At 43.0% G+C, this 24371-nt stretch carries 19 protein-coding genes; 12 read left to right on the top strand and 7 right to left on the bottom strand.

Annotation, left to right across the window (positions count from 1 at the left end; translation table 11 throughout):
• The first annotated feature begins 53 nt into the window (after positions 1 to 53).
• From J7E35_RS02540 to J7E35_RS02515, 6 genes are all read left to right on the top strand, one after another.
• Positions 54 to 1676 (top strand): ATP-binding protein, encoded by a 1623-nt coding sequence (locus tag J7E35_RS02540; RefSeq protein ID WP_251009653.1) that lies wholly within the window; start codon positions 54 to 56, stop codon positions 1674 to 1676.
• Positions 1654 to 2313 carry a response regulator gene (locus J7E35_RS02535; RefSeq protein WP_214776633.1) on the top strand — a complete coding sequence of 220 codons (660 nt, stop codon included), beginning with the start codon at positions 1654 to 1656 and terminating at the stop codon, positions 2311 to 2313. Before J7E35_RS02540 ends, J7E35_RS02535 begins: the two co-directional genes overlap by 23 nt.
• 271 nt (positions 2314 to 2584) lie before the next feature.
• Entirely contained in the window at positions 2585 to 3547 is a 963-nt protein-coding gene (locus tag J7E35_RS02530; protein WP_353050327.1) for a DctP family TRAP transporter solute-binding subunit, read from the top strand.
• Positions 3548 to 3638: 91 nt separating this feature from the next.
• Entirely contained in the window at positions 3639 to 4679 is a 1041-nt protein-coding gene (locus tag J7E35_RS02525; protein WP_214776632.1) for a TAXI family TRAP transporter solute-binding subunit, read from the top strand.
• A gap of 57 nt (positions 4680 to 4736) precedes the next feature.
• On the top strand, positions 4737 to 6707 hold the full coding sequence (locus tag J7E35_RS02520; RefSeq protein WP_214776631.1) for a TRAP transporter permease: 1971 nt from the start codon (positions 4737 to 4739) through the stop codon (positions 6705 to 6707).
• A gap of 181 nt (positions 6708 to 6888) precedes the next feature.
• On the top strand, positions 6889 to 7947 hold the full coding sequence (locus J7E35_RS02515; protein ID WP_214776630.1) for a tartrate dehydrogenase: 1059 nt from the start codon (positions 6889 to 6891) through the stop codon (positions 7945 to 7947).
• A 270-nt stretch (positions 7948 to 8217) separates the two neighbouring features.
• Here J7E35_RS02515 and J7E35_RS02510 read toward each other — a convergent pair whose 3' ends face one another.
• On the bottom strand, positions 8218 to 9579 hold the full coding sequence (locus tag J7E35_RS02510) for an MATE family efflux transporter (RefSeq protein ID WP_214776629.1): 1362 nt from the start codon (positions 9577 to 9579) through the stop codon (positions 8218 to 8220).
• Positions 9580 to 9785: 206 nt separating this feature from the next.
• Positions 9786 to 11546 carry an alpha-glycosidase gene (locus J7E35_RS02505; protein ID WP_214776628.1) on the bottom strand — a complete coding sequence of 587 codons (1761 nt, stop codon included), beginning with the start codon at positions 11544 to 11546 and terminating at the stop codon, positions 9786 to 9788.
• Between the two features lie 384 nt (positions 11547 to 11930).
• On the opposite strand from J7E35_RS02505, the gene J7E35_RS02500 reads away from it, so the two are divergent.
• The 5 genes from J7E35_RS02500 (at position 11931) to J7E35_RS02480 (ending at position 18570) form a co-directional block, all read left to right on the top strand.
• Positions 11931 to 13208, top strand: coding sequence for a sugar ABC transporter substrate-binding protein (locus J7E35_RS02500; RefSeq protein WP_214776627.1), 1278 nt, complete (start codon positions 11931 to 11933; stop codon positions 13206 to 13208).
• A 460-nt stretch (positions 13209 to 13668) separates the two neighbouring features.
• Positions 13669 to 14952, top strand: a complete 1284-nt coding sequence (locus J7E35_RS02495) for a carbohydrate ABC transporter permease (RefSeq protein WP_214776626.1) — start codon at positions 13669 to 13671, stop codon at positions 14950 to 14952.
• A gap of 1 nt (position 14953) precedes the next feature.
• On the top strand, positions 14954 to 15796 hold the full coding sequence (locus J7E35_RS02490; protein WP_214776625.1) for a sugar ABC transporter permease: 843 nt from the start codon (positions 14954 to 14956) through the stop codon (positions 15794 to 15796).
• A 71-nt stretch (positions 15797 to 15867) separates the two neighbouring features.
• Entirely contained in the window at positions 15868 to 17409 is a 1542-nt protein-coding gene (locus J7E35_RS02485; protein ID WP_214776624.1) for an alpha-amylase family glycosyl hydrolase, read from the top strand.
• Between the two features lie 117 nt (positions 17410 to 17526).
• Complete coding sequence (locus J7E35_RS02480) at positions 17527 to 18570, top strand: LacI family DNA-binding transcriptional regulator (RefSeq protein ID WP_214776623.1); 1044 nt, start codon at positions 17527 to 17529, stop codon at positions 18568 to 18570.
• A 56-nt stretch (positions 18571 to 18626) separates the two neighbouring features.
• Here J7E35_RS02480 and J7E35_RS02475 read toward each other — a convergent pair whose 3' ends face one another.
• From J7E35_RS02475 to J7E35_RS02465, 3 genes are all read right to left on the bottom strand, one after another.
• Positions 18627 to 19493 carry an SDR family oxidoreductase gene (locus tag J7E35_RS02475; protein ID WP_214776622.1) on the bottom strand — a complete coding sequence of 289 codons (867 nt, stop codon included), beginning with the start codon at positions 19491 to 19493 and terminating at the stop codon, positions 18627 to 18629.
• 261 nt (positions 19494 to 19754) lie between these two features.
• Positions 19755 to 21407 (bottom strand): CoA-disulfide reductase, encoded by a 1653-nt coding sequence (locus J7E35_RS02470; protein ID WP_214776621.1) that lies wholly within the window; start codon positions 21405 to 21407, stop codon positions 19755 to 19757.
• A 293-nt stretch (positions 21408 to 21700) separates the two neighbouring features.
• Positions 21701 to 22192 carry a YajQ family cyclic di-GMP-binding protein gene (locus J7E35_RS02465; protein ID WP_214776620.1) on the bottom strand — a complete coding sequence of 164 codons (492 nt, stop codon included), beginning with the start codon at positions 22190 to 22192 and terminating at the stop codon, positions 21701 to 21703.
• 167 nt (positions 22193 to 22359) lie between these two features.
• Here J7E35_RS02465 and J7E35_RS02460 point away from each other — a divergent pair, with 167 nt between their 5' ends.
• Entirely contained in the window at positions 22360 to 23223 is an 864-nt protein-coding gene (locus J7E35_RS02460; protein ID WP_214776619.1) for a CvfB family protein, read from the top strand.
• Between the two features lie 61 nt (positions 23224 to 23284).
• On the opposite strand, the gene J7E35_RS02455 is transcribed toward J7E35_RS02460, so the two are convergent.
• Together J7E35_RS02455 and J7E35_RS02450 are read right to left on the bottom strand one after the other, a co-directional pair.
• Positions 23285 to 23416, bottom strand: a complete 132-nt coding sequence (locus J7E35_RS02455) for a DUF3941 domain-containing protein (protein ID WP_071976845.1) — start codon at positions 23414 to 23416, stop codon at positions 23285 to 23287.
• Between the two features lie 64 nt (positions 23417 to 23480).
• Positions 23481 to 24341: a DegV family protein gene (locus J7E35_RS02450; RefSeq protein WP_214776618.1), complete on the bottom strand. Its 861-nt coding sequence runs from the start codon at positions 24339 to 24341 to the stop codon at positions 23481 to 23483.
• Between the last annotated feature and the right edge of the window lie 30 nt (positions 24342 to 24371).

The following is a 24371-nucleotide window of genomic DNA, read 5'->3' as shown; positions in this document are numbered from 1 at the left end:
CCGCCATCGTCCAGGATACCTAGGAATTTTGTTCATCTAAAGGATGGCTTTTTATGAGAATGAGTTTAAGGACTAAAATGTTAATTATGTCTTTTCTTGTGGTTTCAGGCTCTATTTTTACTAGCGGATTAATCATGGTTTACAGTATTTCGGATGCTTTTCAGAAAGAGCTGGGTGAGCGGGCGACAGCCATAGCTAGAACAGTTGCACAAATGCCCAGTATCCGAAATAATGTCGGAAAGCCAGGTGGGGAAACTATTATCCAGCCGTTTGCGGAACGGACAAGGCTGGCTACCAATGTAGACTACATTGTGATCATAGATATGCACCGTATCCGGTACTCACATCCATCTGAAAGCCTTATTGGCAAGGAGTTTGTCGGTGGGGATGAGAAGGCATCATTGTCAGAACATGAATATGTTTCAAAAGCGAAAGGGACATTGGGTAATTCGGTAAGGGCTTTTGTCCCGATTATGGATGAGGAAGGAGTTGTCCAGGTCGGGGTAGCCGTTGTCGGGATTCTTACTCCAACTTTCCATTCTCTTGTAGGCCAGTATCAGAATGATATCTTCCTTTCGCTCATATGGGGATTGATGATTGGTCTGGTCGGTTCTTTGTTCCTGGCAAATAATATTAAGAAGCAAACTTTTAATCTGGAACCCTATGAAATTGCCAGGCTGGCCGAGGAACGTTCTGCAGTTATGCAGGCAATGGATATGGGGATCATCGCTGCTGATGAAAACGGGAAAATAACTTTTATGAATCGGCTGGCTAAAGAATACATGTTTAATGACTCAGAAAAAGAAATAACCAGGGACAATGGCCTGACAGAGCTTCTTCCTAATTTAAATGATAGTATATCAAAAGCCCTCCATAACACTCAGTCCATGCAAATCGTAAATCGGAGCATGAATATATTTAATAAAATTTACCTTGTATCTCTCTATCCGATTTATGTTAATGGTCGGCCGGCTGGCTCATTCATTACAATGGTGGACAAGACTGAAGCCAACCGTCTGGCTGAAGAGCTTACAGGGGTGAAGACGCTGGTGGATGCCTTAAGGGCTCAGAATCACGAATATATGAATAAGCTGCATAGCATTGCAGGGTTAATTCAATTGGAAAGGACCGAAGAAGCCCTCAATATTATAATTGATGAAACAACTGATGAAGAGGATATGATCCAATTTCTGAAGGATTCAATATCGGACTATTCTATTTCGGGCTTGCTTTTAGGCAAAAGGGCAAGGGCTCGGGAGCTTGGAATCCAGTTTCATTTTGACAGACGAAGTTATCTGCATCAGCTTTTGGATGGTTTCAGTCCAGGCGATATAATCACAATCGTGGGAAATTTGATTGAAAACGCCTTTGAGGCTTATTCGCCTCAAGAAAAGAATAAAATCGTCGAATGCTTTCTCCAGGGTGATGAAAATCATTTGATGATTATGGTACGGGACAAAGGGAAGGGCATCAGGGCTGAAGACCGGAAAAATCTGTTCACATATGGTTTTAGCACTAAGGCCAAGGAAGGCAGAGGGATTGGTCTCGCGCTTGTCAAGCAGATTGTCGAGACTCAGGGAGGAAAGGTCGAAATAGTATCCGAAATCAACAAAGGGGCAGAAATAACCATTGAAGTGGAAAGAAGGGGAGAGAATGATAAAAGTTTTTATAGTTGAAGACGATCCAATGGTTCTTGATGTGAATATTGGATTCCTGAAAAGGCTACCCTTATTCCAATTGTGCGGTTCAGCCGCCTTGGGAGCAGAAGCAGTCAAAGAGATTCAAGAGCTAAAGCCGGACCTGGTGCTTCTCGATATGTTTTTACCGGACTTATCCGGAATGGAAGTAATGAAATCTATACGAGAACAGAATATTCCAACGGATGTCATCATGATCACTGCAGCAAGGGATGCCCCGACCATCCATGATTTTTTTCGGTTAGGTGCGGTTGATTATCTGGTGAAACCCTTCCGTTTTGACCGATTCAAATCGGCGCTCGAGGCATACGAGAAAATGTGGAATAAATTAAATGCTTCACCCAGCTTGAAGCAGGAAGACATCGACGAATTCAAACAAATGCATGGACAGGCAGAATACTTGCCAAAAGGCCTAAGTGAAAAAACACTGAAGCAGATTTTATTAGCATTGATGGAACAGAACGAACCCGTTACGTCCGAAAGCCTTGCATCCGTCATGGGGATGGCACGGGTAACGGTAAGAAGATATTTGGAGTATCTCGTACAATCTAAGAAGATCAGGGTGCATGTCCAATATGGAAGTGTTGGACGGCCAAGCCATTATTATTTTATTTAATTTGAATTAAACCTCTTATATTTTTTGACCAAAAAGACCAAAAAGACCATTATGGTCTTTTTCTTGTTGACGCAATGGAAGCGCTTTATAATTTGAATTATCAAAATATGGACAAAAAAAATTCATCAAAATGTCAATGTTTTGCCATGGATGGAGGAAGGGGCAAGTTGAACCAGTGATCCATTACCTTTTCCGGACAAAGCCAAGAATGATTTTAATTATGGTATTCCCACTGCTTTTACTAACTTTGTCATCTTGTCAAACACAGAAAGTGGCTGTTGATCACGAGCAGCTTAGCAAGGAAGAGAGAATCGTCATCCGGTTTTCTCATATCGTCGGGGAAAAAACTCCAAAAGGAATGGCTGCCAGGAAGTTTGCCAGCCTGGTCAAAGAGAAATCAAAAGGGTATGTCGAGGTCCAGGTATTCCCCAATGGTTATCTTTATAAGGATGGAGAGGAAATCGATGCGCTGCTAAGAGGTGATATCCAGATGATTGCTCCTGCAACAGCCAAAATCAGTTCCTCTGTGCCTGAATGGCAAGCTCTTGACTTACCTTTTGCATTTCAGGACACCGATGAGGTCCAAGAGTATCTTGACGGGAATGTCGGGGACAAATTATTGAAAGGGCTTGAGAGGGAAGGTTTTTATCCATTGGGCATGTGGGAAAATGGATTCAAGCAAATGACCAATATATCAAAGCCGCTCGTCCAGCCTGAAGATTTCCGAGGATTAAGGTTCCGAATCATGCCAAGTGAGATAATCAGGCAGCAATTTCTAGAACTGAAAGCAGAAATACAATCCAATTCTTTCAATGAGGTCTATCAATTACTGGAGAAAAACGAGATCGATGGCCAGGAAAATACATACTCCAACATTGTCAGCAAAGGAATCCATTCCCAACAGAAGCATATGACAGTCAGCAATCATGGTTATCTCGGGTATGTCGTATTGTTGAAAAAAGAATTCTGGGACCAGTTGCCTGAACATGTGCAGCAAATCCTCCAGGAATCCATTAAGGAGGTTACTGCCTGGGAAAAGAAGATGGCCAGGAAGTTGAATGATGAGAGTTTACAAGAGTTGAAGGATTGTGGATGTGTTGAAATCCACTATTTATCAGAAGAAGAAAAAGAATTATGGGAAGAAGCTTTCAAACCGATTTACCAGAGATTCATCAATCGGTTTGGAGCAGATTTTATAAAACAGCTTCCGAGGAACAAAGGGGCAGAACACTAACCCCAGGCTCTGTTATAGGATAGGTTAATGCTAATTCGCCAGCAAAATGTCTTCAGAGCCAAATAGTAAACAATTTTAAGGGGGAAATACAATGAATTTTAATTGGAAAAAGAAAGCGATCGCTGCAGTTGCTGGATTGTCAATAGTTTTGACATCAGCCTGCGGAAATGGAGGAGGCAGCGAGACGAGCGGTGAAGCGGCTGAAATCAAATATCAGGATTATCCAAAGACCGTTAAAATTGGAACTGCTTCACAGGGAGGCACTTATTTCATTGTTGGTGGAGGCTTAGCCTCATTATTAGAACAAAAGCTGGATATTACAGCTAATGTTGAAGTAACAGGGGGACCTGTCCATAATATGCAATTAACCCAGGCGGGTGAACAGGATATCGGAATGGTAACACTTGGTCCGGCTTATGAAGGGTATACAGGAACCGGGGAATGGACTGGCGGAAACAAGATGGAGGATGTCCGGATTGTTTTCCCAATGTATACCACACCGATTCATTGGTGGGCGTTGGAAGAGTCAGGGGTTAAGAAACTTGAAGATATTAAAGGTCAACGTGTTGGTGTTGGACCGGCTGGGGGGACTTCCGGAACCTACGTTCCATTAATCCATGATGTTTTGGGATTGGATACTGATAACGTGCAGGCTGGCGCAAGTGACATGGCTTCCCAACAGATGGATGGCCAGCTTGACATCATCGGATATGCAGCAGGTATTCCTATTTCTGCTGTATCTGAAATCGAAGTTCAAAGGAAAATCAATTTCTTTGGGATCGATGGGGAAATGAGGGATAAGGTCACCGAAAAGTTCCCATACTTCTTCCCGTTCACGATTCCTGCCGACACATATACAACACTGGATAAAGACATCGAAACGATTGCCATGTTCAACTTTGGAATTGTGCGTAAGGATGCCAATCAGGACTTTGTTTATGACCTGGTAAAGGCTTATCATGAAAATCATGACATGCTTGTAAAAACCCATGTATCAATGGAAGAAGCTGTAGAAGAAGCGATAAAGATTAATAAAGATGTTCCGCTTCACCCAGGGGCAATTAAGTATTACGAGGAAAAAGGAATTGAACTGCCGAAATCAGTCTATCCGCCAGAAATGAATAAAAAGTAGAATACTAACCTATCCCCTCTTATGGGGATAGGTGTATTTAAGAAGGTTGGTGTAAAAATGAGCAAGGAAAAAACAGAACAAACCGAATTGATCAATAAGCCCGTCCTTGAAATGCTCGAAGAAGCTGAAGAGGAGGAACAGGTCGAAAGTGCCACCGAGGCACGAAGGTTCACTGGCTGGACTAAGACCCTTTTCACCTCGATTGCTGTAATTGGTGCGCTGTTCCATTTATATATTTTAAACTTTAACCCGATTGATCCATGGCTATTCAGAAGCGCCCATTTACTTTTCGGAGCAGTTCTTGGCTTCATGCTCTTCCCAGGGTGGAAGAAAGCGAATGGAAAGATTCATATTGTCGATTGGGTCCTTATCCTGGCAAGCATCGGCATCTTTATCTATATATATATGAATTTAAAACAATTACTTTTCCGATTTGGCGTCCTGCCGACAACAATGGACTTTATCATAGCATTGGCAGGAATATTGCTGGTCCTTGAACTTACAAGGAGGACAAGTGGCTGGACGCTCCCGATTCTGGCAGGCATATTCATTCTCTATGCCTTCGTCGGTCCGTACCTTCCAAGCATCCTTAACCATAGCGGCTACAGTATTGAACGCTTTACTACCTATATTTATGGTCTTGATGGTGTATTCGGAGTTACGCTCGACGTTTCGTCCAAATATATTTTGCTTTTTATTATTTTTGGAGCGTTTTTGCAGATGTCGGGTGTAGGGCGCTACTTTATTGATTTTTCTTTTACCCTTGCAGGAGGAATGCGTGGAGGCCCGGCAAAAGTAGCCGTCATTTCCAGTGGTTTGATGGGAATGATGAATGGTACATCAGCAGGAAATGCGGTTGCAACCGGTTCGTTGACGATTCCTTTGATGAAGCGAGTAGGTTATAATGGCCGATTTGCTGCAGCAACAGAGGCAACTGCTTCGGCTGGGGGACAGATCATGATCCCAATCATGGGAGCGGGGGCTTTCCTGATGGCCGAAATTACCGGAATCCGCTATAGCGAAATTGTTATTGCAGCAACAATTCCGGCAATATTATATTTCCTTTCTGTATATTTCATGGTCGATTTCGAAGCAATCAAAAAGGGCATGAAGGGAATTTCAAGGAAAGATCTGCCGAGTCTGAAAAGCATTTTAAAGAAGGCGTATTTGTTTGTGCCAATCATCCTGTTAATCGGGATGCTGCTGCAAGGATATTCTGTTATCTTGTCGGGAACATACAGCATTCTGGCTTGTCTTGCTATCAGCTGGGTTCGCAAGGAAACGAGAATGGGATTAAAGAAGGTCCTGGAAGCTTTAGAACTTGGGATGAAAAACACAATTCAACTATTAGCAGTTTGTGCCACCGCCGGCATTATCGTTGGGGTAATCGCCTTGACAGGGGTTGGCCTAAGATTCAGCTCCATGCTCTTTTCAGTGGCCGGAAACAGTGAATTCCTTGCTCTCTTGTTCGCTATGTTCATTGCGATTTTCCTCGGGATGGGTATGCCGACAACAGCAGCCTATGCCGTGGGTGCTTCCGTTGTTGCACCTGGATTGGTTAACCTGGGAATTGAACCACTGTTTGCGCATATGTTCGTCTTCTACTATGCTGTCATGTCAGCCATCACACCGCCAGTCGCTCTTGCAGCCTATGCGGCAGCTGGAATTGCAGGCACTGATCCGATGAAAACGGGAGTGGAAGCATTCAGGCTTGGAATTGCAGCCTTCATCGTTCCTTTTATGTTTATCTACAGTCCGCAATTATTGATGGTAGGAAGCTTTATGGAAATCTCCCTTGCTGTAACTACAGCAGCCATCGGCATTTACCTGCTTTCAGCCAGCGTCCAGGGATGGTTCGCGGGACGGCGCGCCATTTGGGTTACGAGGGTTTTGCTAGTCATTGCGTCGCTTCTATCAATTGATTCTGGCTTAAAGACAGATTTAATCGCGCTTGTGATCATTGCGTCGGCTGTTGCTGTCCAGCTGATCATCGTGAAAAAAGAGGCAGATAACACACTGGCAGTCTAGGATAGCAAATTGGGAATGGAGGAATCAGGGAGTCCAGGTTAGTGGGAATTCCCTGATTCTTTTTTTACATTTTTAGTGGAAAGCTAGGAGTTATGGCGAAAATAAACTGATAGCCTGCTCTTGCAGCAGCGAGTCTGAAGATAACTTTACATAAATAAAGAATAGTAGGGAGAGATATAAAATGAACCAACTAGATATATCCGTAATACCAGGTGATGGAATCGGCAAGGAAATCGTTCCTGCGACACTGCAAATCTTAGACACTCTCGCCGACCTTCATGGCGGGGTGAAGTTCCATTACCAAACCCATCCGTGGAGCTGTGAGTATTATCTTGAACATGGCCAGATGATGTCCGAAGACGGAATTGAGCAGCTTAAGCAAACAAATGCCATTTATCTCGGGGCGGTCGGTAATCCCCAGCTTGTTCCTGACCATATTTCTTTATGGGGCCTGCTGATTAAAATTCGCCGTGAATGCGAGCAGGTGATCAATATCAGGCCTGCAAAATTTATCGAGGGAATCAAATCCCCGCTTGCTGAACCTAATCATTTTGACTTTATTGTCGTCCGTGAAAATAGTGAAGGAGAGTATAGTGAATCCGGAGGGAGAATCCATAGCGGTGAAGATGAAATCGCGATCCAAAATGCGATTTTCACCCGTAAAGCGACGGAAAGGACAATCCGCTATGCCTTTGAGCTGGCGCAGACCAGAAAGGGCAGAGTCACGAGTGCGACCAAATCAAATGGAATAGTCCACAGCATGCCTTTCTGGGATGGGGTATTCAACGAAATCAGTGCTGAGTTCCCGCGGATTGAAACGGAAAGCAATCATATTGATGCTTTATGTGCCTTCTTAGTTTCGAAGGCACACCATTTTGATGTCATCGTTGCCAGCAACCTGTTTGGCGATATCCTGACCGATCTTGGAGCGGCGATCATGGGAAGTATTGGCATCGCACCTGCAGCGAATATCAATCTGACTGGAAAATATCCGTCTATGTTTGAGCCTGTCCACGGCTCAGCGCCGGATATTGTAGGCAGGGGTATCGCAAATCCAATCGGGCAGCTCTGGACCGCAAAAATGATGCTCGACCACCTTGGGCTGAATGAACTCGGCACTTTATTGCTCCGTGCAATCGAAGAAACAATTATTGAAGGTGTAAAAACACGAGATATCGGCGGTTCTTCAAATACACAAGACGTCATCACCTATATTAATTCAAAGATCCTAACCTATTAAAAGGGCACACCGGATCAGAAAAATAAAAACTCCCGGCTGGAATTCAACATTCTGGTCGGGAGTTTTTAATTACATTAAATGTTTGCGAGATAATCGTACCCTTATGCAGCAGCATCGCTTCCTATAAGGATACAATTAAGGGCAAACCGTATCCTTATGCAGCAGCATCACTTTCTATAAGGATACAATTAAGGGCAAATCGTACCCTTATGCAGCAGAATCTCCATCCATAAGGGTACAATTAAAGGCTAGCAGCATAGTCTCCATAACTTATTCAGCCTGCACTGGCTGGGCATCCGGCACGAATGATTTTTTCACCCAAACTCGTGATTTCCAGCGCCACAGCATAAGCAGTCCGCGCAGCCACTCGTCCGCAATGAAGGCGATCCAAATGCCGACAAGTCCCATCTCAAGATATATCCCTAGGAAATAAGATAGTGTTACGCTTACTCCCCACATCGACAGGATTCCCATATAAACAGGGAATTTTACATCTCCGGCTGCCCTGAGTGAACTGATCAGTACAAGGTTAAAGGATCTGCCGGGTTCAAGGATGATTGTGAGTAAAATCAATGTGGTACCGACCTCAATGATGCTCATATTATCCGTGAAGATTCCGAGCAGGTCTTTCGAAAAGAAGGACACGGCCAACGCGGCAGCAATGGAAATTAAAATAGCCAGCTTTAAACTTTTTAATGCGCGCTTATACGCATTCTCGATTTCTTTTGCGCCGACCATATGGCCAATCAAAATCTGAGTGCCCTGGCTGATCGCGATACTGAAAAGGAAAATGAACATCATGACATTTTGAGTATAAACTTTTGCGGTCAATGCCTGGGTTCCTAACGTAGCGATAAAATAGGTGATCACCATCTGGGAGCTATTGTAGCTCAAGTGCTCCCCAGCTGAAGGAATGCCGATATTAAGCAGATTTTTCAAATGTTTTTTTGGAAAACTGAACAGCAACGATATTGGCAATGAGCCAGGGACTCGCTTTGTCATCACATAAATAGCCGCCAGCAATCCGATGACCCGGCTGACAGTGGTTGAAATCGCCACACCCTCAACCCCAAGGACAGGGAAGCCGAACGGGCCGAAGATGAAGAAATAATTGCCGATGACATTGAGTACATTCATGCCGATTGTGACATACATGATATCACGTGTAAATCCATAGCTGCGGATAATACTGCTGACTGTCATGATCAGCGACTGGATGAACGAAAAGCCGCCGACAATCCGCAGATAAGAATTGGCTTCATCGAACAGTTCAGGTGGCAGATCCATTAATCGGAGCAGTTGCTCACTGAAAATGAACACGGCAGCGCTCAGGACCAGGCCAAATACAAGATTTGCCCCAATGGATACAGATGAAACTTCACGAGCCTCATCATTTCGTTCTGCCCCCAGGTTCTGTGCGACCAGGATGGCAGTCCCTGTTGCAATGAAGCCAAACATGACAATAACCATCGAGAGAATCTGATTGGAAACCCCGACAGCTGCCACGGAATTATCCGAATACTGGGACAGCATCAGCGTATCCGCATTCCCCATCAGCATATATAGGAGAATTTCAATAAAAAGTGGCCATGTAATGGCAAAGAGTGATAGTTTAGCAGTTTTATTCTTCATGTTTACATCTCCAAGCTGTCATTCAATTCCTTAATTATACAGACTATAGGGAGAAATAGAAGTGAAAAAGATTCGTTTTCCGAAAAAAATAATTGGAAAAGCATCGTATCTTAATTGAAATGGATGAAATGACATTAATAGTCTGAATGGACATACAAAGAACAAAGAGCAACCCCTTTCCCGGAAAGGAAAGGGGTTTGCGAGTTTTAAAATTTGAATAATGCAAATCCGTTTGCGTCAATCTTGGCTGTAAGATCATCGCTTTCAGCCGCATATTCTTCGCCAGTATAGATATTCGTGATTTTTTCCCCTTTTAAATTAAATGGCAGATGATAACTTGCTTCTTTATCGCTCATATTCACGACAACCATAATGGTTGTCTCGCCGTTGGATTTAGTATAGGCAAAGCAGCTTTCATGGTAATCTGATGGAATGAAGTGAAGTTCACCTTCATTTGCCAGAAGCGGATACTCTTTGCGAAGCTGGATCATTTTTTGGACGTGTCCGAACATATCCTTGTTCTGATCTTCTTCGTCCCACTTCATGCATTCGCGGCAGCCTGGATCCTGCGGGCCGCTCATGCCAATTTCATCACCGTAATAGATACACGGTGTTCCGATGTATGAAAGCAGTACGGTGAAAATCTGTTTAACTTTGTCTTCGTCACCGCCACATTCGGTCAGGATTCTCGGTGTATCATGGCTGCCAACCAGATTGAAGGCAACTTCATTGACGTTCTTAGGATACATATGATTGACGGTTGTCATGTTTTCAATAAATTCCTTTACTGTAATGGAACCTTTGGCAAACAGGTTCAGGATATTAGTCGTGAACGGATAGTTCATGACAGCGTCGAACTGGTCGCCTCGCAGCCATGGCATTGAATCATGCCAAATTTCACCGAGAATATAGAGATCAGGCTTGATTGCTTTCACTTCAGAACGGAATTTTCTCCAGAAAGAGTGATCGACTTCATTGGCAACATCAAGTCTCCAGCCATCGATATCGAACTCGCGCACCCAATAGCGACCGACTTCAAGCAGATATTCAATCACTTCAGGATTTTCGGTATTCAGCTTCGGCATCGATTTTTCAAAAGCGAATGTGTCATAATTCGGCCTTGGCTCCATTACCAGCGGGAACTCATTAGTGTGGAACCATTCCTTATAAGAAGATTCCTCGCCTTTTTCAAGTACATCCTGGAATTGAGGGAAGTAGAACCCACTGTGGTTGAAGACAGCATCCAGCATGACCTTGATCCCATGCTCATGGCATACCTGGACAAGCTTCTTCAATGTGTCTTTATCCCCGAATTGCGGGTCGATTTCCATGTAGTCAATCGTATCGTATTTATGATTGGAATATGCTTTGAAAATAGGCGTAAAATATATGCCTGTGATGCCAAGGTTGGCTAAATAATCGATATTGTTGATAACGCCTTGAAGGTCGCCGCCAAAGAAATTATCCCTCTCAGGAGGAGCACTGCCCCACGGCAAAGCACCTTCTGGATCATTTGATGGATCTCCGTTGCCAAAACGTTCAGGGAAAATCTGATACCAGACTGTATCTTTAACCCAAGATGGAGCACGGAACACGTCAATATTGTTTAGGTAAGGGAAGGCAAAATAATAGCCGGTATCATCCAAAGGAGGTTCATCGTAAAATCCTTTTTCAGTAAGACAAGCTGTTTCACTGCCATCATTTAAAATAAATCCGTACCGTATCCTGCGAAAAGGAGGTTTAATAGCAACAAACCAATAATCGAATAATTGATCCGTTCCGCTTTTAATCATTGGAACGATATTCGTCATCCATTTTCCATCCTGCCAGTCATATGGATCGCCATTCAAAAGGGAAACTTCTTTCATATCATCTTTTTTGGTGCGAATGCGAATATGTAATTCTTCATTAGTGCAAGCGTATGCATAATTGTCTTTAGGACGGTGGTATATCGCTTCTTTTAACAAGTGGAAACCATTCCTTTCATATTAAATTGCTGATATTGCGAAGTTCCAGAAAATTATAGAGTGAACTTATTAAATGAATGTTTTGCTCTATTTGATGAAATTTTAACGGAAAGAGCTGCAACATATCAAGATTAAAACAAGGGTAGAACACTCATTTTGAAATGTCAATCAATAAAAAGCTGATTCACAAAACTTTAATGATTTCAGCTGACTTTTAAAAAAAATAAAAAAATTAGTTGTCAAAAAGATTTAAGCCTTTATAATAAGAAGTAGGTTGTGCAATCGTTTTCATAGATTTGCAAACTAAATTACAAACGTTTGCACAGAATGGAAGACTATCTGCACAATGAAGAGTAATTACACATTTTTAGGAGGGGTATACACATGAAAAAGGCATTGTCGATTTTCATGATGCTGGTCTTAATGATTGGCGCACTTGCTGCTTGTGGACCTAAAGAAGAAGAGAACACAGGTTCAAAAGACAACGGTGAGAAAACAGAAGACGCTTCTAAACCAGAGAAGCTAGTAGTTTGGGAAGACAAAGATAAGTCTGGCTGGCTTACAAAAGTAGCTGAAGACTTCGAAAAAGAACACGGAATCAAAATCGATTTCAAAGAAGTAGAAATGGCTACAAAAATGAAAGAACAATTACGTCTTGACGGTCCTGCTGGAACTGGCCCGGACATCATCACTCTTCCACATGACCAAATCGGTGAACTTGCAGTTCAGGGTCACATTGCTGAACTTAATGTAAGCGATGACGTTAAGGGTACTTACTCTGAGTCTTCAATCGATGCTCAAACTTTCGATGGTAAATTATACGGACTTCCAAAGTCTGCTGAAACTCCAGTGTTCATCTACAACAAAGCTCTTATGACTGAAGTTCCAGCTACAATGGAAGACCTTTACGAATTTGCAAAAGCTAACACTAAAGACGGCAAATACGGTTTCCTTGCACTTTGGGATAACTTCTACTTTGCACACGCTCCAATCGCTGGTAACGGCGGATATGTATTCGGTGAAAAAGACGGCGCTCTTAACCCGCAAGATCTTGGATTGAACAACGAAGGTGCTGTTGAAGGAACTGAATACATCCAGAAATGGTACAATGAAAAGTTATTCCCTAACGGAATCATCGGCGAAAACGGCGGTTCTGCTATGGACGGACTATTCAATGAAGGTAAGGTTGCTTCTGTCATGAACGGACCATGGGCGTTCGGCGGCATGAAAGATGCTGGCATCGATTTCGGTGTTGCTCCATTCCCTAAATTCGCTGATGGCACACCAATGAAGACTTTCATGGGTGTTAAAGGCTGGCACGTTTCTTCTTATTCTAAGAACCAGGAATGGGCTACAAAGTTCCTTGAGTACATCACTAATGACGAAAACGCTAAATACCGTTTCGAACAAACTGGTGAAGTTCCAACGAACGTAGCACTAGTTGACGATCCTGCTCTTGCTGAAAACGAAGGTGCGAAAGCTGTTGCCCTTCAAACTCAAGACGCAGTTCCAATGCCAAACATCCCTGAAATGGGTGAAGTTTGGGCACCAATGGCAAGCGCATTGCAAACTGTTGTAACAGGCAAAGCGGAACCACAAGCTGCTCTTGATTCAGCTGTAAAACAAATCGAGCAAAACATCAAGCAAAACCACTCAAAATAATAGGAAAAAGGTATAGCAGTACCTCCCTTGGGGGGTACTGTTATATTTTCCAGTAGTTTATTCCATTTTCTGTGTTTTCATAAACGGTATGTGAAAAGTCACAAAGTTTACGAAAACTGCAGTAAAAAAGTCTTTCATTGAGCAAACGGTTGCGCTAGAATAGAGATAGCTGATCAGGTGCTTCATGAGAGTGAAAACACGAAAAATCGTTACAATAATAGTGTTGTCTCGAGCAGGTATTCCATTACGGGAAACAATGTATTCGTTCTCATAAAGCATCTGATGCTTTTACCAAGGTCTCTTCGCAAGGATTACAGCTTTCGCCAATGCTTTGCCCATTCTCTATCAAACTCTATGAAAAGAAGCAGTTTGACACGGGAATGGTCCAGAGTAGGCATGAATAGCGGGTTACACGATGAGGTGCCTTAAAAAAACATAGAAAGAGAAAGGGGAATATAGGATGAAAGAGAAGTCCTATCAAACCAACCACCGCAGAATAGCAGCAGCCCTTTCGATTATTCCAGGGCTAGGACAGCTATACAACAAACAATATTTAAAAGGGATCGCATTCTTAATTTTGACCGGTGCATTCTTCGGAGTGTTCGCAGACCTGCTCAACATGGGGTTATGGGGCCTGTTTACACTCGGAGAGCAGACGCCTCGTGACCACTCCATCTTCTTGATGGTTGAAGGGATCCTGGCACTGATTGTCCTGATCTTTGGAATCGGTTTCTATCTATTCAACTTAAATGATGCATATAAGACTGGCTTAAAAAGAGACATGGGAGAGCGTCTTAGCACTGTTAAGGAGCAATACAACAATTTAATTGATAATGGATTCCCATATTTGATCATGTCACCTGGATTCCTGCTATTGATTTTTGTTGTTGTATTCCCAATTCTATTCGTAGTTTTACTAGCTTTCACTAACTATGATCTGTACCATTCACCACCTGCAAAATTGGTTGACTGGGTCGGACTGAAAAACTTCTTCGATTTGTTCCAACTAGAATCTTGGCGTCAGACATTCTTCTCCGTACTTTCATGGACAATCATCTGGACTTTCGTTGCAACTACTTTCCAGGTTGCATTGGGAATGTTCCTGGCGATTCTCGTAAACCAGAAGGATGTAAAAGGAAAGGCAATCATCCGTACAGTGTTCATTCTTCCTTGGGCAGTACCTGCATTCGTATCAATCCTTGTATTTGCTGGTATGTTCAACGAATCATTCGGTGCTATCAACCGTGATATTCTTGGTTTCTTTGGAATCGATCCTATTCCATGGATGACAGAAGCCATGTATACGAAAATCGCGTTGATCATGATTCAAACATGGCTTGGATTCCCGTTCATTTTCGCAATGGTAACCGGTGTCCTTCAATCCATTCCGGAAGAATTATACGAAGCAGCGACTGTGGATGGTGCGACAAACTTCCAGAAGTTCAAGAACATCACATTGCCGCTTGTGCTTTTCGCTACAGCGCCAATTCTGATTACGCAATACACGTTCAACTTCAATAACTTTAATATTATTTATCTCTTTAATGGCGGCGGACCTGCTGTGCCAGGCGCTAATGCCGGGGGCACAGATATCCTGATTTCGTGGATTTACAGCCTCACGATGACATCTGCACAATATTCTAAAGCTGCTGCCATCACCATGCTCCTTTCCTTGATCGTTATTGGAGTTGCTTTATGGCAGTTTAAGAGAACGAAATCATTCCAAGAAGAGGATATGATGTAATATGAGTATCAAACGACAGAAATATCTCAGACTGACATTAACGTATCTTGTGATTTTAGCTATGTTCGCGATCATTATTTACCCGCTGCTATGGATTGTCGGTTCATCATTCAATCCAGGTCAGAGTTTATCCGGTTCAAGCATCATTCCGGAAAATGCTACGCTTGCTCACTATAAGGAGCTTTTCGATACTAACCAAAGCGCGTACTTATACTGGTACTGGAATTCGCTTAAGGTAAGTGTATTGACAATGGTGTTTACAGTCATCCTTGTCAGCCTGACTGCGTATTCCTTTTCACGCTATCGTTTCATCGGCCGTAAAAACAGCTTGATGACATTCCTGATCCTGCAGATGATTCCAAACTTTGCAGCCCTGATCGCGATTTTCATCCTAGCATTATTGACTGGGTTACTTGACACTCATCTAGGCTTGATCCTTGTATATGTTGGGGGCGCAATTCCGATGAATACTTGGTTAATGAAGGGATATCTTGATACGATTCCGAAAGAACTCGATGAATCAGCTAAAATGGACGGTGCCGGCCACTTGAGGATTTTCTTCCAGATCGTCATGCCGCTTGCAACACCGATCATCGCGGTTGTAGCATTGTTCGCGTTCATTGCTCCATTCGGTGATTTCATCCTTGCAAGAATCCTTTTAAGAACAGAAGAAAAATACACACTTGCAGTTGGTCTATACGATATGGTAGCCAAACAGTTCGGTGCAGAATTCACGACGTTCGCTGCTGGTGCAGTATTGATTGCGGTACCGATTGCCATCCTGTTCCTGTCATTCCAAAAATACTTTGTTTCTGGTTTGACGGCAGGAGGAACAAAAGGATAATCTATTAGGGCAGAAACATTTTAAGCAAAGGCCATATTTGGCCTTTGCTTAAATTATGAGGAGGACCGGAGATGAAAAAAATGATCATCTTCATCTTGATTCCGTTTCTTCTTTTTAGCTCCCTCCCGGTAGGTGCCGCTGAAAAAGAAGGACGCAAATGGCAGGATGAAACAATTTACTTTTTAATGGTTGACCGTTTTAACAACGGTGACAATAGCAATGATTTCGATGTTGATGCGAATGACCCAAGGGCCTATCATGGAGGCGATTTCCAGGGTGTTATCGACCAGCTGGATTATATTAAGGATATGGGTTTTACCGCTATCTGGCTGACACCTGTGTTCGATAATGTCGATAAAGGATACCATGGATACTGGATCAAAGACTTCTATAATACAGAAGAGCATTTTGGAAGCGTTGACAAATTCAAAGAGCTGGTAAAAGAAGCACATGATCGTGACATTAAGATCATTTTGGATTTTGTCGTCAACCATGTTGCGCCCGAACACGAGTGGGTAAATGATCCTGCTAAGAAAGATTGGTTCCATGAAAAGCAGGATATTTTTGACTGGAACGATCAAGACCAGCTGGAGAATAACTGGCTTTATGGATTGCCGGATTTAGCCCAGGAAAATCCGGAGACAAAGAAATATTTGCTGGATGCCGCTAAATGGTGGATTGAAGAAACGGATATCGACGGCTACAGACTCGATACTGTCCGCCACGTCCCGGTTGAGTTCTGGGAGGATTTTTCAAAAGAAGTGAAAAGTGTAAAAGATGACTTTTATCTGATTGGCGAGGTATGGTCTGAGGACCCAAATTATATTGCTGAATATGATAGAGCGGGAATCGATGGCTTTGTTGATTTTCCATTGAATGAGCAGCTGCGCACTGCATTCGAAAAGCCTGACCAAACTTTGGACTGGCTTTTAACAACTGCAAAGAGAAATAAAGCGATATACGAAAACCCTGAGTTGATGGGTAATTTTATCGACAACCATGATATGGTCAGGTTCACAAGGAAAGCCGTCCAGAACAGGCACCATCCAGGAACGAGATGGAAGATGGCGCTGACCTATATGTATACTGCTCCAGGAATTCCGATTGTCTATTATGGAAGTGAAATCGCGCTAGACGGTGGAGAAGACCCGGATAACCGCAGGCAGATGAGCTTCAGGGCGGATAAAGAATTAATTGATTACATCACGAAAATTGGTGAGCTGCGCAATGACCTTCCTTCATTGAGGAGAGGCGATTTGGAAGTTCTTTATGAAAAGAAAGGAATGGCTGTTTTCAAAAGGACCTATGAGAATGAAACTGCCGTCATTGCGATTAATAATACTTCAAATACCCAGAATGTCACATTGACAGCGGATCAGCTGGAAGATGGCAAAGAGCTGAGAGGCTTGCTTGCGAATGATCTTGTCAGAAGCAAGGATGGAGAATATAACCTGGCTATGGATCGGGAAAAAGCAGAAATTTATGTTCTTGCGGAAAAAACCGGATTGAATATTCCTTATTTACTGGCAATGGGTGCTGTATACGCTGCTTTCTTCGGCTTCATTTTCCTTCTATTTAAGAGGAGGAAGAGAAACAAAGAGCAAGGAGAATAGCCCAACACTTGCCTGAACTGTTGTTTAATGGACGCTTAAAAAAATAAGCAAAAAACCTGGACAATTCATTTATAATAAAGATAAGGGAATTGCTCTGGCAAAAGGGAGGGGAACTTTATGGCTGTCACAATCAAAGATGTAGCAAAGGTTGCAAATGTCGCGCCTTCAACTGTCTCGCGTGTTATCGCCAATAGTCCAAGAATCAGCGAAAAAACGAAAGAAAGAGTCAGGGAGGTAATGGACCAGCTAGGGTATCACCCGAACTTCATCGCCAGAAGCCTGGCCAGCCAATCTACTCGGGCAATCGGTCTGGTCATGCCAAGTTCTACTGATGTCGTATTCCAGAACCCGTTTTTTCCAACTGTCTTGACAGGATTGAGCGAAGGGGCGCATACGAAGCAGTACGCCCTTCACATGACAACTGGAAAGACAGAGGATGAAATTTTCGATGGTGTTGTCGCAATGGTTCAGGGCGGAAGAGTAGATGGTGTGGTTCTTTTATATTCCAAGGTGGAAGACAGGGTCATCGCGTATCTGAAGGAAAGAAATTTTCCTTTTGTTGTGATCGGCAAACCTTTTAAAGATGATGAAAATACTAGTTATGTCGATAATGATAATTTTAAAGCAGGCAAAGAAGTGACCGAACATCTTATCCAGCTTGGACATGACCGGATTGGTTTTATCGGGGGAAATTTGGATTTAGTCGTAACGGTTGAACGCCTGCTTGGCTATGAAAAGGCTTTGAGAAACTCTGGGATTAATCTTGAAAATAAGTACATTGTCAATGATGAGTTCCTTCGGGAAAGCGGCCAGGATGCTGTTGAGGTTTTGCTTTCGTTAGATCAGCCGCCTACCGCAATGGTAGTCGCCGATGACTTAATGGCACTTGGCGTATTGAATAAGATGGATGAAATGGGAATCGCGGTACCACAGGATGTTTCCATTGTCAGCTTTAACAATGTGCTCATTGCTGAAATGGCAAGACCGCCTTTAACTTCTGTTGATATTAACATTTTCGAACTGGGCTACCAGGCTGCAAAAAGTTTGATTGAGATTATAGAAAATCCTAATGAGCCAATCAAACGGATTATCGTACCGTTCAAAATAGTTACACGTTACTCTTGCGGTCATCCTAAGGATTACAAAGAGTTACCTGTGTAAGCCCATTGAAACAAAATGAACTGCACCCCGATGCTGAAGGTGCAGTTTTTTTGGTTCTATCCATTCACAATTGTGCCGCCATTCACGTGGATTGTCTGTCCGCTTACATAAGTAGAATCGTCGCTTGCCAGATAGACATAGGCAGGTGCCAATTCAAATGGCTGGCCGGCATGTCCCATTGGAGCGTTTGTTCCGAACTTCGCGACTTCCTCGGCACTGAAGGTAGAAGGAATGAGCGGAGTCCAGATTGGGCCGGGAGCTACACTATTGACACGAATGCCCTGTGACGCAAGGGACATGGCTAGAGAACGCGTAAATGAAACAATCGCCCCTTTGGTTGAAGAGTAGTCGATTAGCTTCTCATTACCCTTGTATGCGGTAATAGAGGAGGTATTTATGATTGTACTGCCCTTTTTTAAATGCGGCAAAACAGCCTTTGTCAGGTGGAAAATAGAAAATACATTCGTGCGGAACGTCTTCTCCAACTGGTCTGCTGAGATATCGAGCAGACTTTTTTGCGGGTGCTGTTCTGCTGCGTTATTGACCAGGATATCAATTTTACCGAACTCATCAAGCGTTTTCTTTGTCACTTCCTCACAGAAATGCTCTCTGCCGATATCACCAGCTAGCAGCAGGCATTTCCGGCCTTCAGCTTCAACTAGCTCCTTTGTCGTTTGCGCATCCTTGCTTTCTTCAAGGTAGACAATTGCTACATCGGCGCCTTCTTTTGCATAATAGATAGCTACAGATTTGCCGATACCGCTGTCGCCTCCTGTAATAAGGGCAACTTTACCAGCAAGTTTTTCAGATCCTTTATAATTTTCATCGACAGATTTAGGTTCAGGATTCATTTCCGGCTCAGTGCCAGGCTGGTGGTCTTGATGCTGCGGTGGAAAACCCTGTTTATTATTTTCATTAGTCATAAATCAAATCACTCCTTTAGTATAATCACCATTTATTAAATTCCTTTAAAATCCAGATTAAAAACATGGAAATTACTTCATGACGGACAAAATGAGGGGGTAATGCCCAGATTTCTGTCCGTGATGAGGGCGATAATGGCCCAAGAATAGGTGGACAGATTTCAGAGTGTTATAAATTGCATTAACGGAAAGTAAAGAGAGGAATCCCCAGTTTATATGTGTCAAAAAACGGCCCCCTTAATAGGGAGCCGCTTAATTTCTTTACTGAAGTTTATTTTTAAAGATTGAATAAGTCTTATAACCGCCTGTCAGGTTCTTGACCTTGAAGCCGTTTTGCTGAAGGATACGGGAAGCTAGGTAACCTCTCAATCCAACCTGGCAAGTGATCAGGATGGTTTCATCCTTTGGAAGCTCATCAAGACGATTGCGCAAATCATCAAGCGGAATATTTTTTGAGCCTTCAATTTTGCCATCTGCATGCTCTTTTTCAGTACGCACGTCAATCATGAACGCACCGTCCTGGAGCAATTCGTCAACTTCATAGTGCTGGACCGTTTCGATTGTACCATCGACAATATTGGAAGCTACGTAACCAGCCATATTCACTGGATCTTTTGCAGAAGAGAATGGTGGTGCGTATGCAAGCTCAAGCTCCTGAAGGTCATAGACGTTCAATCCGCCCTTGATAGCCGTTGCGATAACATCAATACGCTTATCAACGCCATCTTTACCGACTGCCTGTGCACCAAAGATCTTGCCAGTCTCTCTGTCGAAAATAACTTTAAGAGAGATTTGCTCTGCGCCAGGGTAGTAACCAGCGTGAGATAGTGGATGGATATGGACTACCTCATATGGAATGCCCAGTCTGCGCAATAGCTTTTCGCTGTTGCCAGTCGTTGCAGCAGTCAATTCAAATACTTTAACGATTGAAGTGCCCAGTGTACCTGGATATGCGATTTTACGCCCATTGATATGATGGCCGACAATGTGTGCCTGGCGGTTTGCCGGCCATGCCAGTGGAATCATTGTTGGCTGTCCATTGATATAGTCAGTAACCTCGATCGAATCTCCCATTGCATAGATTGACTCATCAGATGTCTGCAGGTATTCATTTACCTTGATACCGCCGCGTTCTCCAAGCTCAAGGCCAGAGTCAGCTGCAAGCTTGTTTTCTGGACGGACACCAATTGACAGAATGATCAACTCGGAATCAAGGACCTTGCCGCTTTCAAGAACAACTTTTGTGCCATTCTCTTGAACATCAGTTATACCGTCACCGAGAATCAGCTCAACACCATTCTTTCTCAACTCATCTTCAACGATTGCTGCCATTTCTGGATCAACCGGACCCATAACCTGTGGCAATTTCTCGACTAGAGTGACATTGACTCCAGCGTGTACCAGGTTTTCAGCCATTTCAAGACCGATGAAGCCTCCGCCGATTACGACTGCATTATTCGGATTGTTATCTTCAAGATACGCCTTGATTTTATCCATATCCGGGATATTTCTAAGCGTAAATACATTTGCGCTCTTCAAGCCTTCAATAGGAGGAACGATTGGTTTCGCTCCTGGTGATAAAACCAGTACGTCATAGCTTTCTGTGTATTCTTCACCAGTTTGAACATGTTTGATAGATACAGTTTTCTCTTCACGATTGATTGAAGTCACTTCAGAGAAATTGCGGATATCCAGGTTATAACGTGCATTCATGCCTTCAACAGTTTGCAAGAGCAATTTTTTGCGGTCTTCAATAACGCCGCTGATATGATAAGGCAGGCCGCAGTTTGCGAAAGAAATGAACTCTCCTCTTTCAAAAAGAACTATTTCAGCTTGTTCATCAAGTCTTCTTAGTTTAGTCGCTGTAGTTGCTCCACCTGCTACGCCGCCAATGATTACGATTTTTTTACCCATTGTATTGTCATCCTTTCGGTTGAAAAAATATGTGTTTTATACCCCTACTGGTATATTAACGTGAAAATAGGGGAAATCCAATAGTACTTTGTGAAGGATTTGTGAATGTTTTATCAAATTAAGTATCCCTGACCGACTAATGTCACATCTAAGACCAATACATTCATTTTATCGTGTAAATAGGATAATACCATGGGCGGTTTGTGAACCATTCATGACTTTTAGATAAATAAAAGCGGACAATGCTGCCATAGTCCGCTTTTTATCCAACAATATTAAGTTTTAGCACTTTTTTAACGATAATTCACGAATTGAACATCTACAGTAAGATCTGCTTCTTTGACAGCAGCGATGATTTTTTGAAGATCATCACGATTTTTGCCTGTGACGCGTACCTGGTCATCCTGTACCTGGCTCTTTATCTTCAAGCCGCTGTTCTTGATGATTGTATTGATCTTCTTCGCGTTCTCTTTATCGATTCCCTGGACCAGTTTGGCTCTTTGTCGGACAGTTCCTCCTGATGCACGCTCGACTTTCCCGTAGTCCAGATTTTTAATAGGAATGCCGCGTTTGATCATCTTGCTGAATAGTACATCCTTCAGCTGGTCAAGCTTATATTCATCATCGGAAATGAGGACAAGTTCTTCTTTATCAAGTGATATATCACTTTTACTGCCCTTAAAATCGTAGCGGTTCTGGATTTCTTTCATTGCTATACTGATTGCATTCGTGACTTCTGACAATTCAACCTTGGATACAATATCAAATGAGCTCTCTTTAGACATGACTACCTCCGGAATAAGGAAAATTTGCTGCGCCGGGGGACAATGGCTGTCCAGGCGCTTTCGCTTTTGCTTACATTATAGTAAAATATAGCAGTTCAAACAACTTTACGTAATTTAGAGCTCTGGTTCTTTGGGTAAAATGTTAATAACAAGGCAGGAGGGATTATATGTCCTTGAACGAATATACAGGTCAGACTTTGGAGCTGACCGTAGCGAGAATAGTTGATTTTGGTTACTTTTTAACGGACGGGGAAGAGGACGTGCTGCTTCATTCAAATGATACTGACAGGTCATTTGAAGAAGGAGACAAAGTAGAGGTCTTTTTATTTGTGGAATCAAGAGGCAGACTGGCTGCGACCACAACGATACCAAAAGTTCAGGTAGGTCAATATAATTGGGTACCGGTCGTTGATGTCAAAGAAGGGGTTGGCATATTCCTGGATATTGGCATAAGCAAGGATGTCTTGCTCGGTGAGGAAGATTTGCCAGTAGTAAAATCAGTCTGGCCGGAAAAAGGAGACTTGCTTTATATCACGCTTCGAGTTAATCGCAACAATATGATTTACGCACGTATGGCGACCGATCCTGTCATTCAGGAAATTTCTGAAAAGGCTACTAGAAGCGACTTTAATAAGAATGTCCATGGCTATATATACCGCACGGCAAGGGTGGGCAGCTGGATGATCACTGCTGAAGGCTTCAAAGGCTTCATCCATGAATCACAGCGCCGCACTGAGCCGCGTATTGGCCAGAAAGTAGAGGGAAGGGTCATCGATGTAAAACCGGATGGATCTGTCAATATCTCGCTTTTGCCGCGCAAGCAGGAAGCCTTGGATGAAGACGCTGAGAAAATCATGGAATATCTGGAGCTGCGTAATGGCGCAATGCCGTACCATGACAAGAGCATGGCCGAGGACATCCAGGAACGCTTCGGGATGAGCAAAGGCTCCTTCAAGAGGGCGATGGGAAGGCTTATGAAGGAAGGAAAGATCTATCAGGAAGACAATTGGACATATAAAAAAGAAAAATAGAGCCGGTCGGCTCTATTTTTTTCATTATGGAATTCAATTAAATAGTTAGTTCAAGTTTTTATTAAAGATGATCTGTTTTCTTGGAGTATTGATTCTTGCCTGCTTTCCGGTTCTTTTCACGCATCATATTTTTTTCGTGGCGAAGGGCATTGTTGTCCTTTGCTTTTTTATCATTATCAGATGTATGTGGCATATAAAAAACTCCTTTCAGGTTAGGTGCATTTTATTTTCCCTAAAACCCGAAAGGAGTATGTAAATTATGAAGACAGTTTATTTAAGAAGAAAATAGCAATCGTACCTGGCCCTGTATGGGAACCGACCGCTGCACCAATCGACGTGATGAAAACATCCTTTGCATTTAGCTCTTCATGAATCATATTCTTCATCTCGGTAGCTGTTTCTAAATCATCCGCATGGCTGATGCCGACGACTTGGTTTTCAAAAGCCGCTCCGCGTTCCTTCATTACTTCAATGATCCTGCGAAGAAGCTTTTTCTTTCCGCGGATTTTTTCAATTGGAACCAATTTCCCATCCTCCACATTAAGCAGTGGCTTGATATTCAACAGGCCTCCGACGAAAGCTGAAGCTTTAGATACGCGTCCGCCTTTAGCAAGATGGTCAAGGTCATCAACAGTAAATAGATGCTCCATATGCTCGCTTAGGAAATGGATGGCTTCAACGATTTCATCCTTTGAAAAATTCTCCTTTGCCATCCGTGCTGCTTCCATGACAACCAGCCCTTGTCCAAGTGAGGCACATTTTGTATCGATGATCGACAAGTTGAAGTCTGGATACTCTTCCTTTACCTGCTCGGCAATCATGACGGCTGTCTGATATGTTCCTGACAATTGTGAAGAGAAAGCTATGTATATTCCATCCTGTTTGTTCTCGGCCAATTCCGTAAAAACTTCTTTAAAACCAGCAGGAGATGCCTGAGAGGTTTTTGGAAGGTTGCCAGCGCGGATTTGATCGTACACTTGCTTTGGCTGGATTGTTCGCAGGTCCTCATATTCAGTGTCATTAATATGGACCTTCAACGGGAATAGTATTGCATCATTTTCTTCATAAAAACTCAATGGCAAATCACATGCACTGTCAGCCATGATTTTTACTGACATCACTTTCACCTGCTTTCAACCTTTTTATGT

The sequence above is a fragment of the Bacillus sp. ISL-45 genome (genome assembly GCF_018613195.1).
In the GTDB taxonomy this organism is placed as follows: Bacteria; Bacillota; Bacilli; order Bacillales; family Cytobacillaceae; genus Mesobacillus.
Note: the sequence above shows the minus strand (reverse complement) of the source record. Positions and strands in the feature narration are given on the sequence as shown.

Bases quoted from the DNA above. Each gene is read 5' to 3' on its own strand.
- J7E35_RS02485 (WP_214776624.1), top strand. From the start codon at position 15,868: ATGAAAAAAATGATCATCTTCATCTTGATTCCGTTTCTTCTTTTTAGC.
- J7E35_RS02450 (WP_214776618.1), bottom strand. From the start codon at position 24,341: ATGTCAGTAAAAATCATGGCTGACAGTGCATGTGATTTGCCATTGAGT.
- J7E35_RS02480 (WP_214776623.1), top strand. From the start codon at position 17,527: ATGGCTGTCACAATCAAAGATGTAGCAAAGGTTGCAAATGTCGCGCCT.
- J7E35_RS02495 (WP_214776626.1), top strand. From the start codon at position 13,669: ATGAAAGAGAAGTCCTATCAAACCAACCACCGCAGAATAGCAGCAGCC.
- J7E35_RS02520 (WP_214776631.1), top strand. From the start codon at position 4,737: ATGAGCAAGGAAAAAACAGAACAAACCGAATTGATCAATAAGCCCGTC.
- J7E35_RS02475 (WP_214776622.1), bottom strand. From the start codon at position 19,493: ATGACTAATGAAAATAATAAACAGGGTTTTCCACCGCAGCATCAAGAC.
- J7E35_RS02490 (WP_214776625.1), top strand. From the start codon at position 14,954: ATGAGTATCAAACGACAGAAATATCTCAGACTGACATTAACGTATCTT.
- J7E35_RS02525 (WP_214776632.1), top strand. From the start codon at position 3,639: ATGAATTTTAATTGGAAAAAGAAAGCGATCGCTGCAGTTGCTGGATTG.
- J7E35_RS02500 (WP_214776627.1), top strand. From the start codon at position 11,931: ATGAAAAAGGCATTGTCGATTTTCATGATGCTGGTCTTAATGATTGGC.
- J7E35_RS02460 (WP_214776619.1), top strand. From the start codon at position 22,360: ATGTCCTTGAACGAATATACAGGTCAGACTTTGGAGCTGACCGTAGCG.
- J7E35_RS02470 (WP_214776621.1), bottom strand. From the start codon at position 21,407: ATGGGTAAAAAAATCGTAATCATTGGCGGCGTAGCAGGTGGAGCAACT.
- J7E35_RS02535 (WP_214776633.1), top strand. From the start codon at position 1,654: ATGATAAAAGTTTTTATAGTTGAAGACGATCCAATGGTTCTTGATGTG.
- J7E35_RS02540 (WP_251009653.1), top strand. From the start codon at position 54: ATGAGAATGAGTTTAAGGACTAAAATGTTAATTATGTCTTTTCTTGTG.
- J7E35_RS02465 (WP_214776620.1), bottom strand. From the start codon at position 22,192: ATGTCTAAAGAGAGCTCATTTGATATTGTATCCAAGGTTGAATTGTCA.
- J7E35_RS02510 (WP_214776629.1), bottom strand. From the start codon at position 9,579: ATGAAGAATAAAACTGCTAAACTATCACTCTTTGCCATTACATGGCCA.
- J7E35_RS02515 (WP_214776630.1), top strand. From the start codon at position 6,889: ATGAACCAACTAGATATATCCGTAATACCAGGTGATGGAATCGGCAAG.
- J7E35_RS02455 (WP_071976845.1), bottom strand. From the start codon at position 23,416: ATGCCACATACATCTGATAATGATAAAAAAGCAAAGGACAACAATGCC.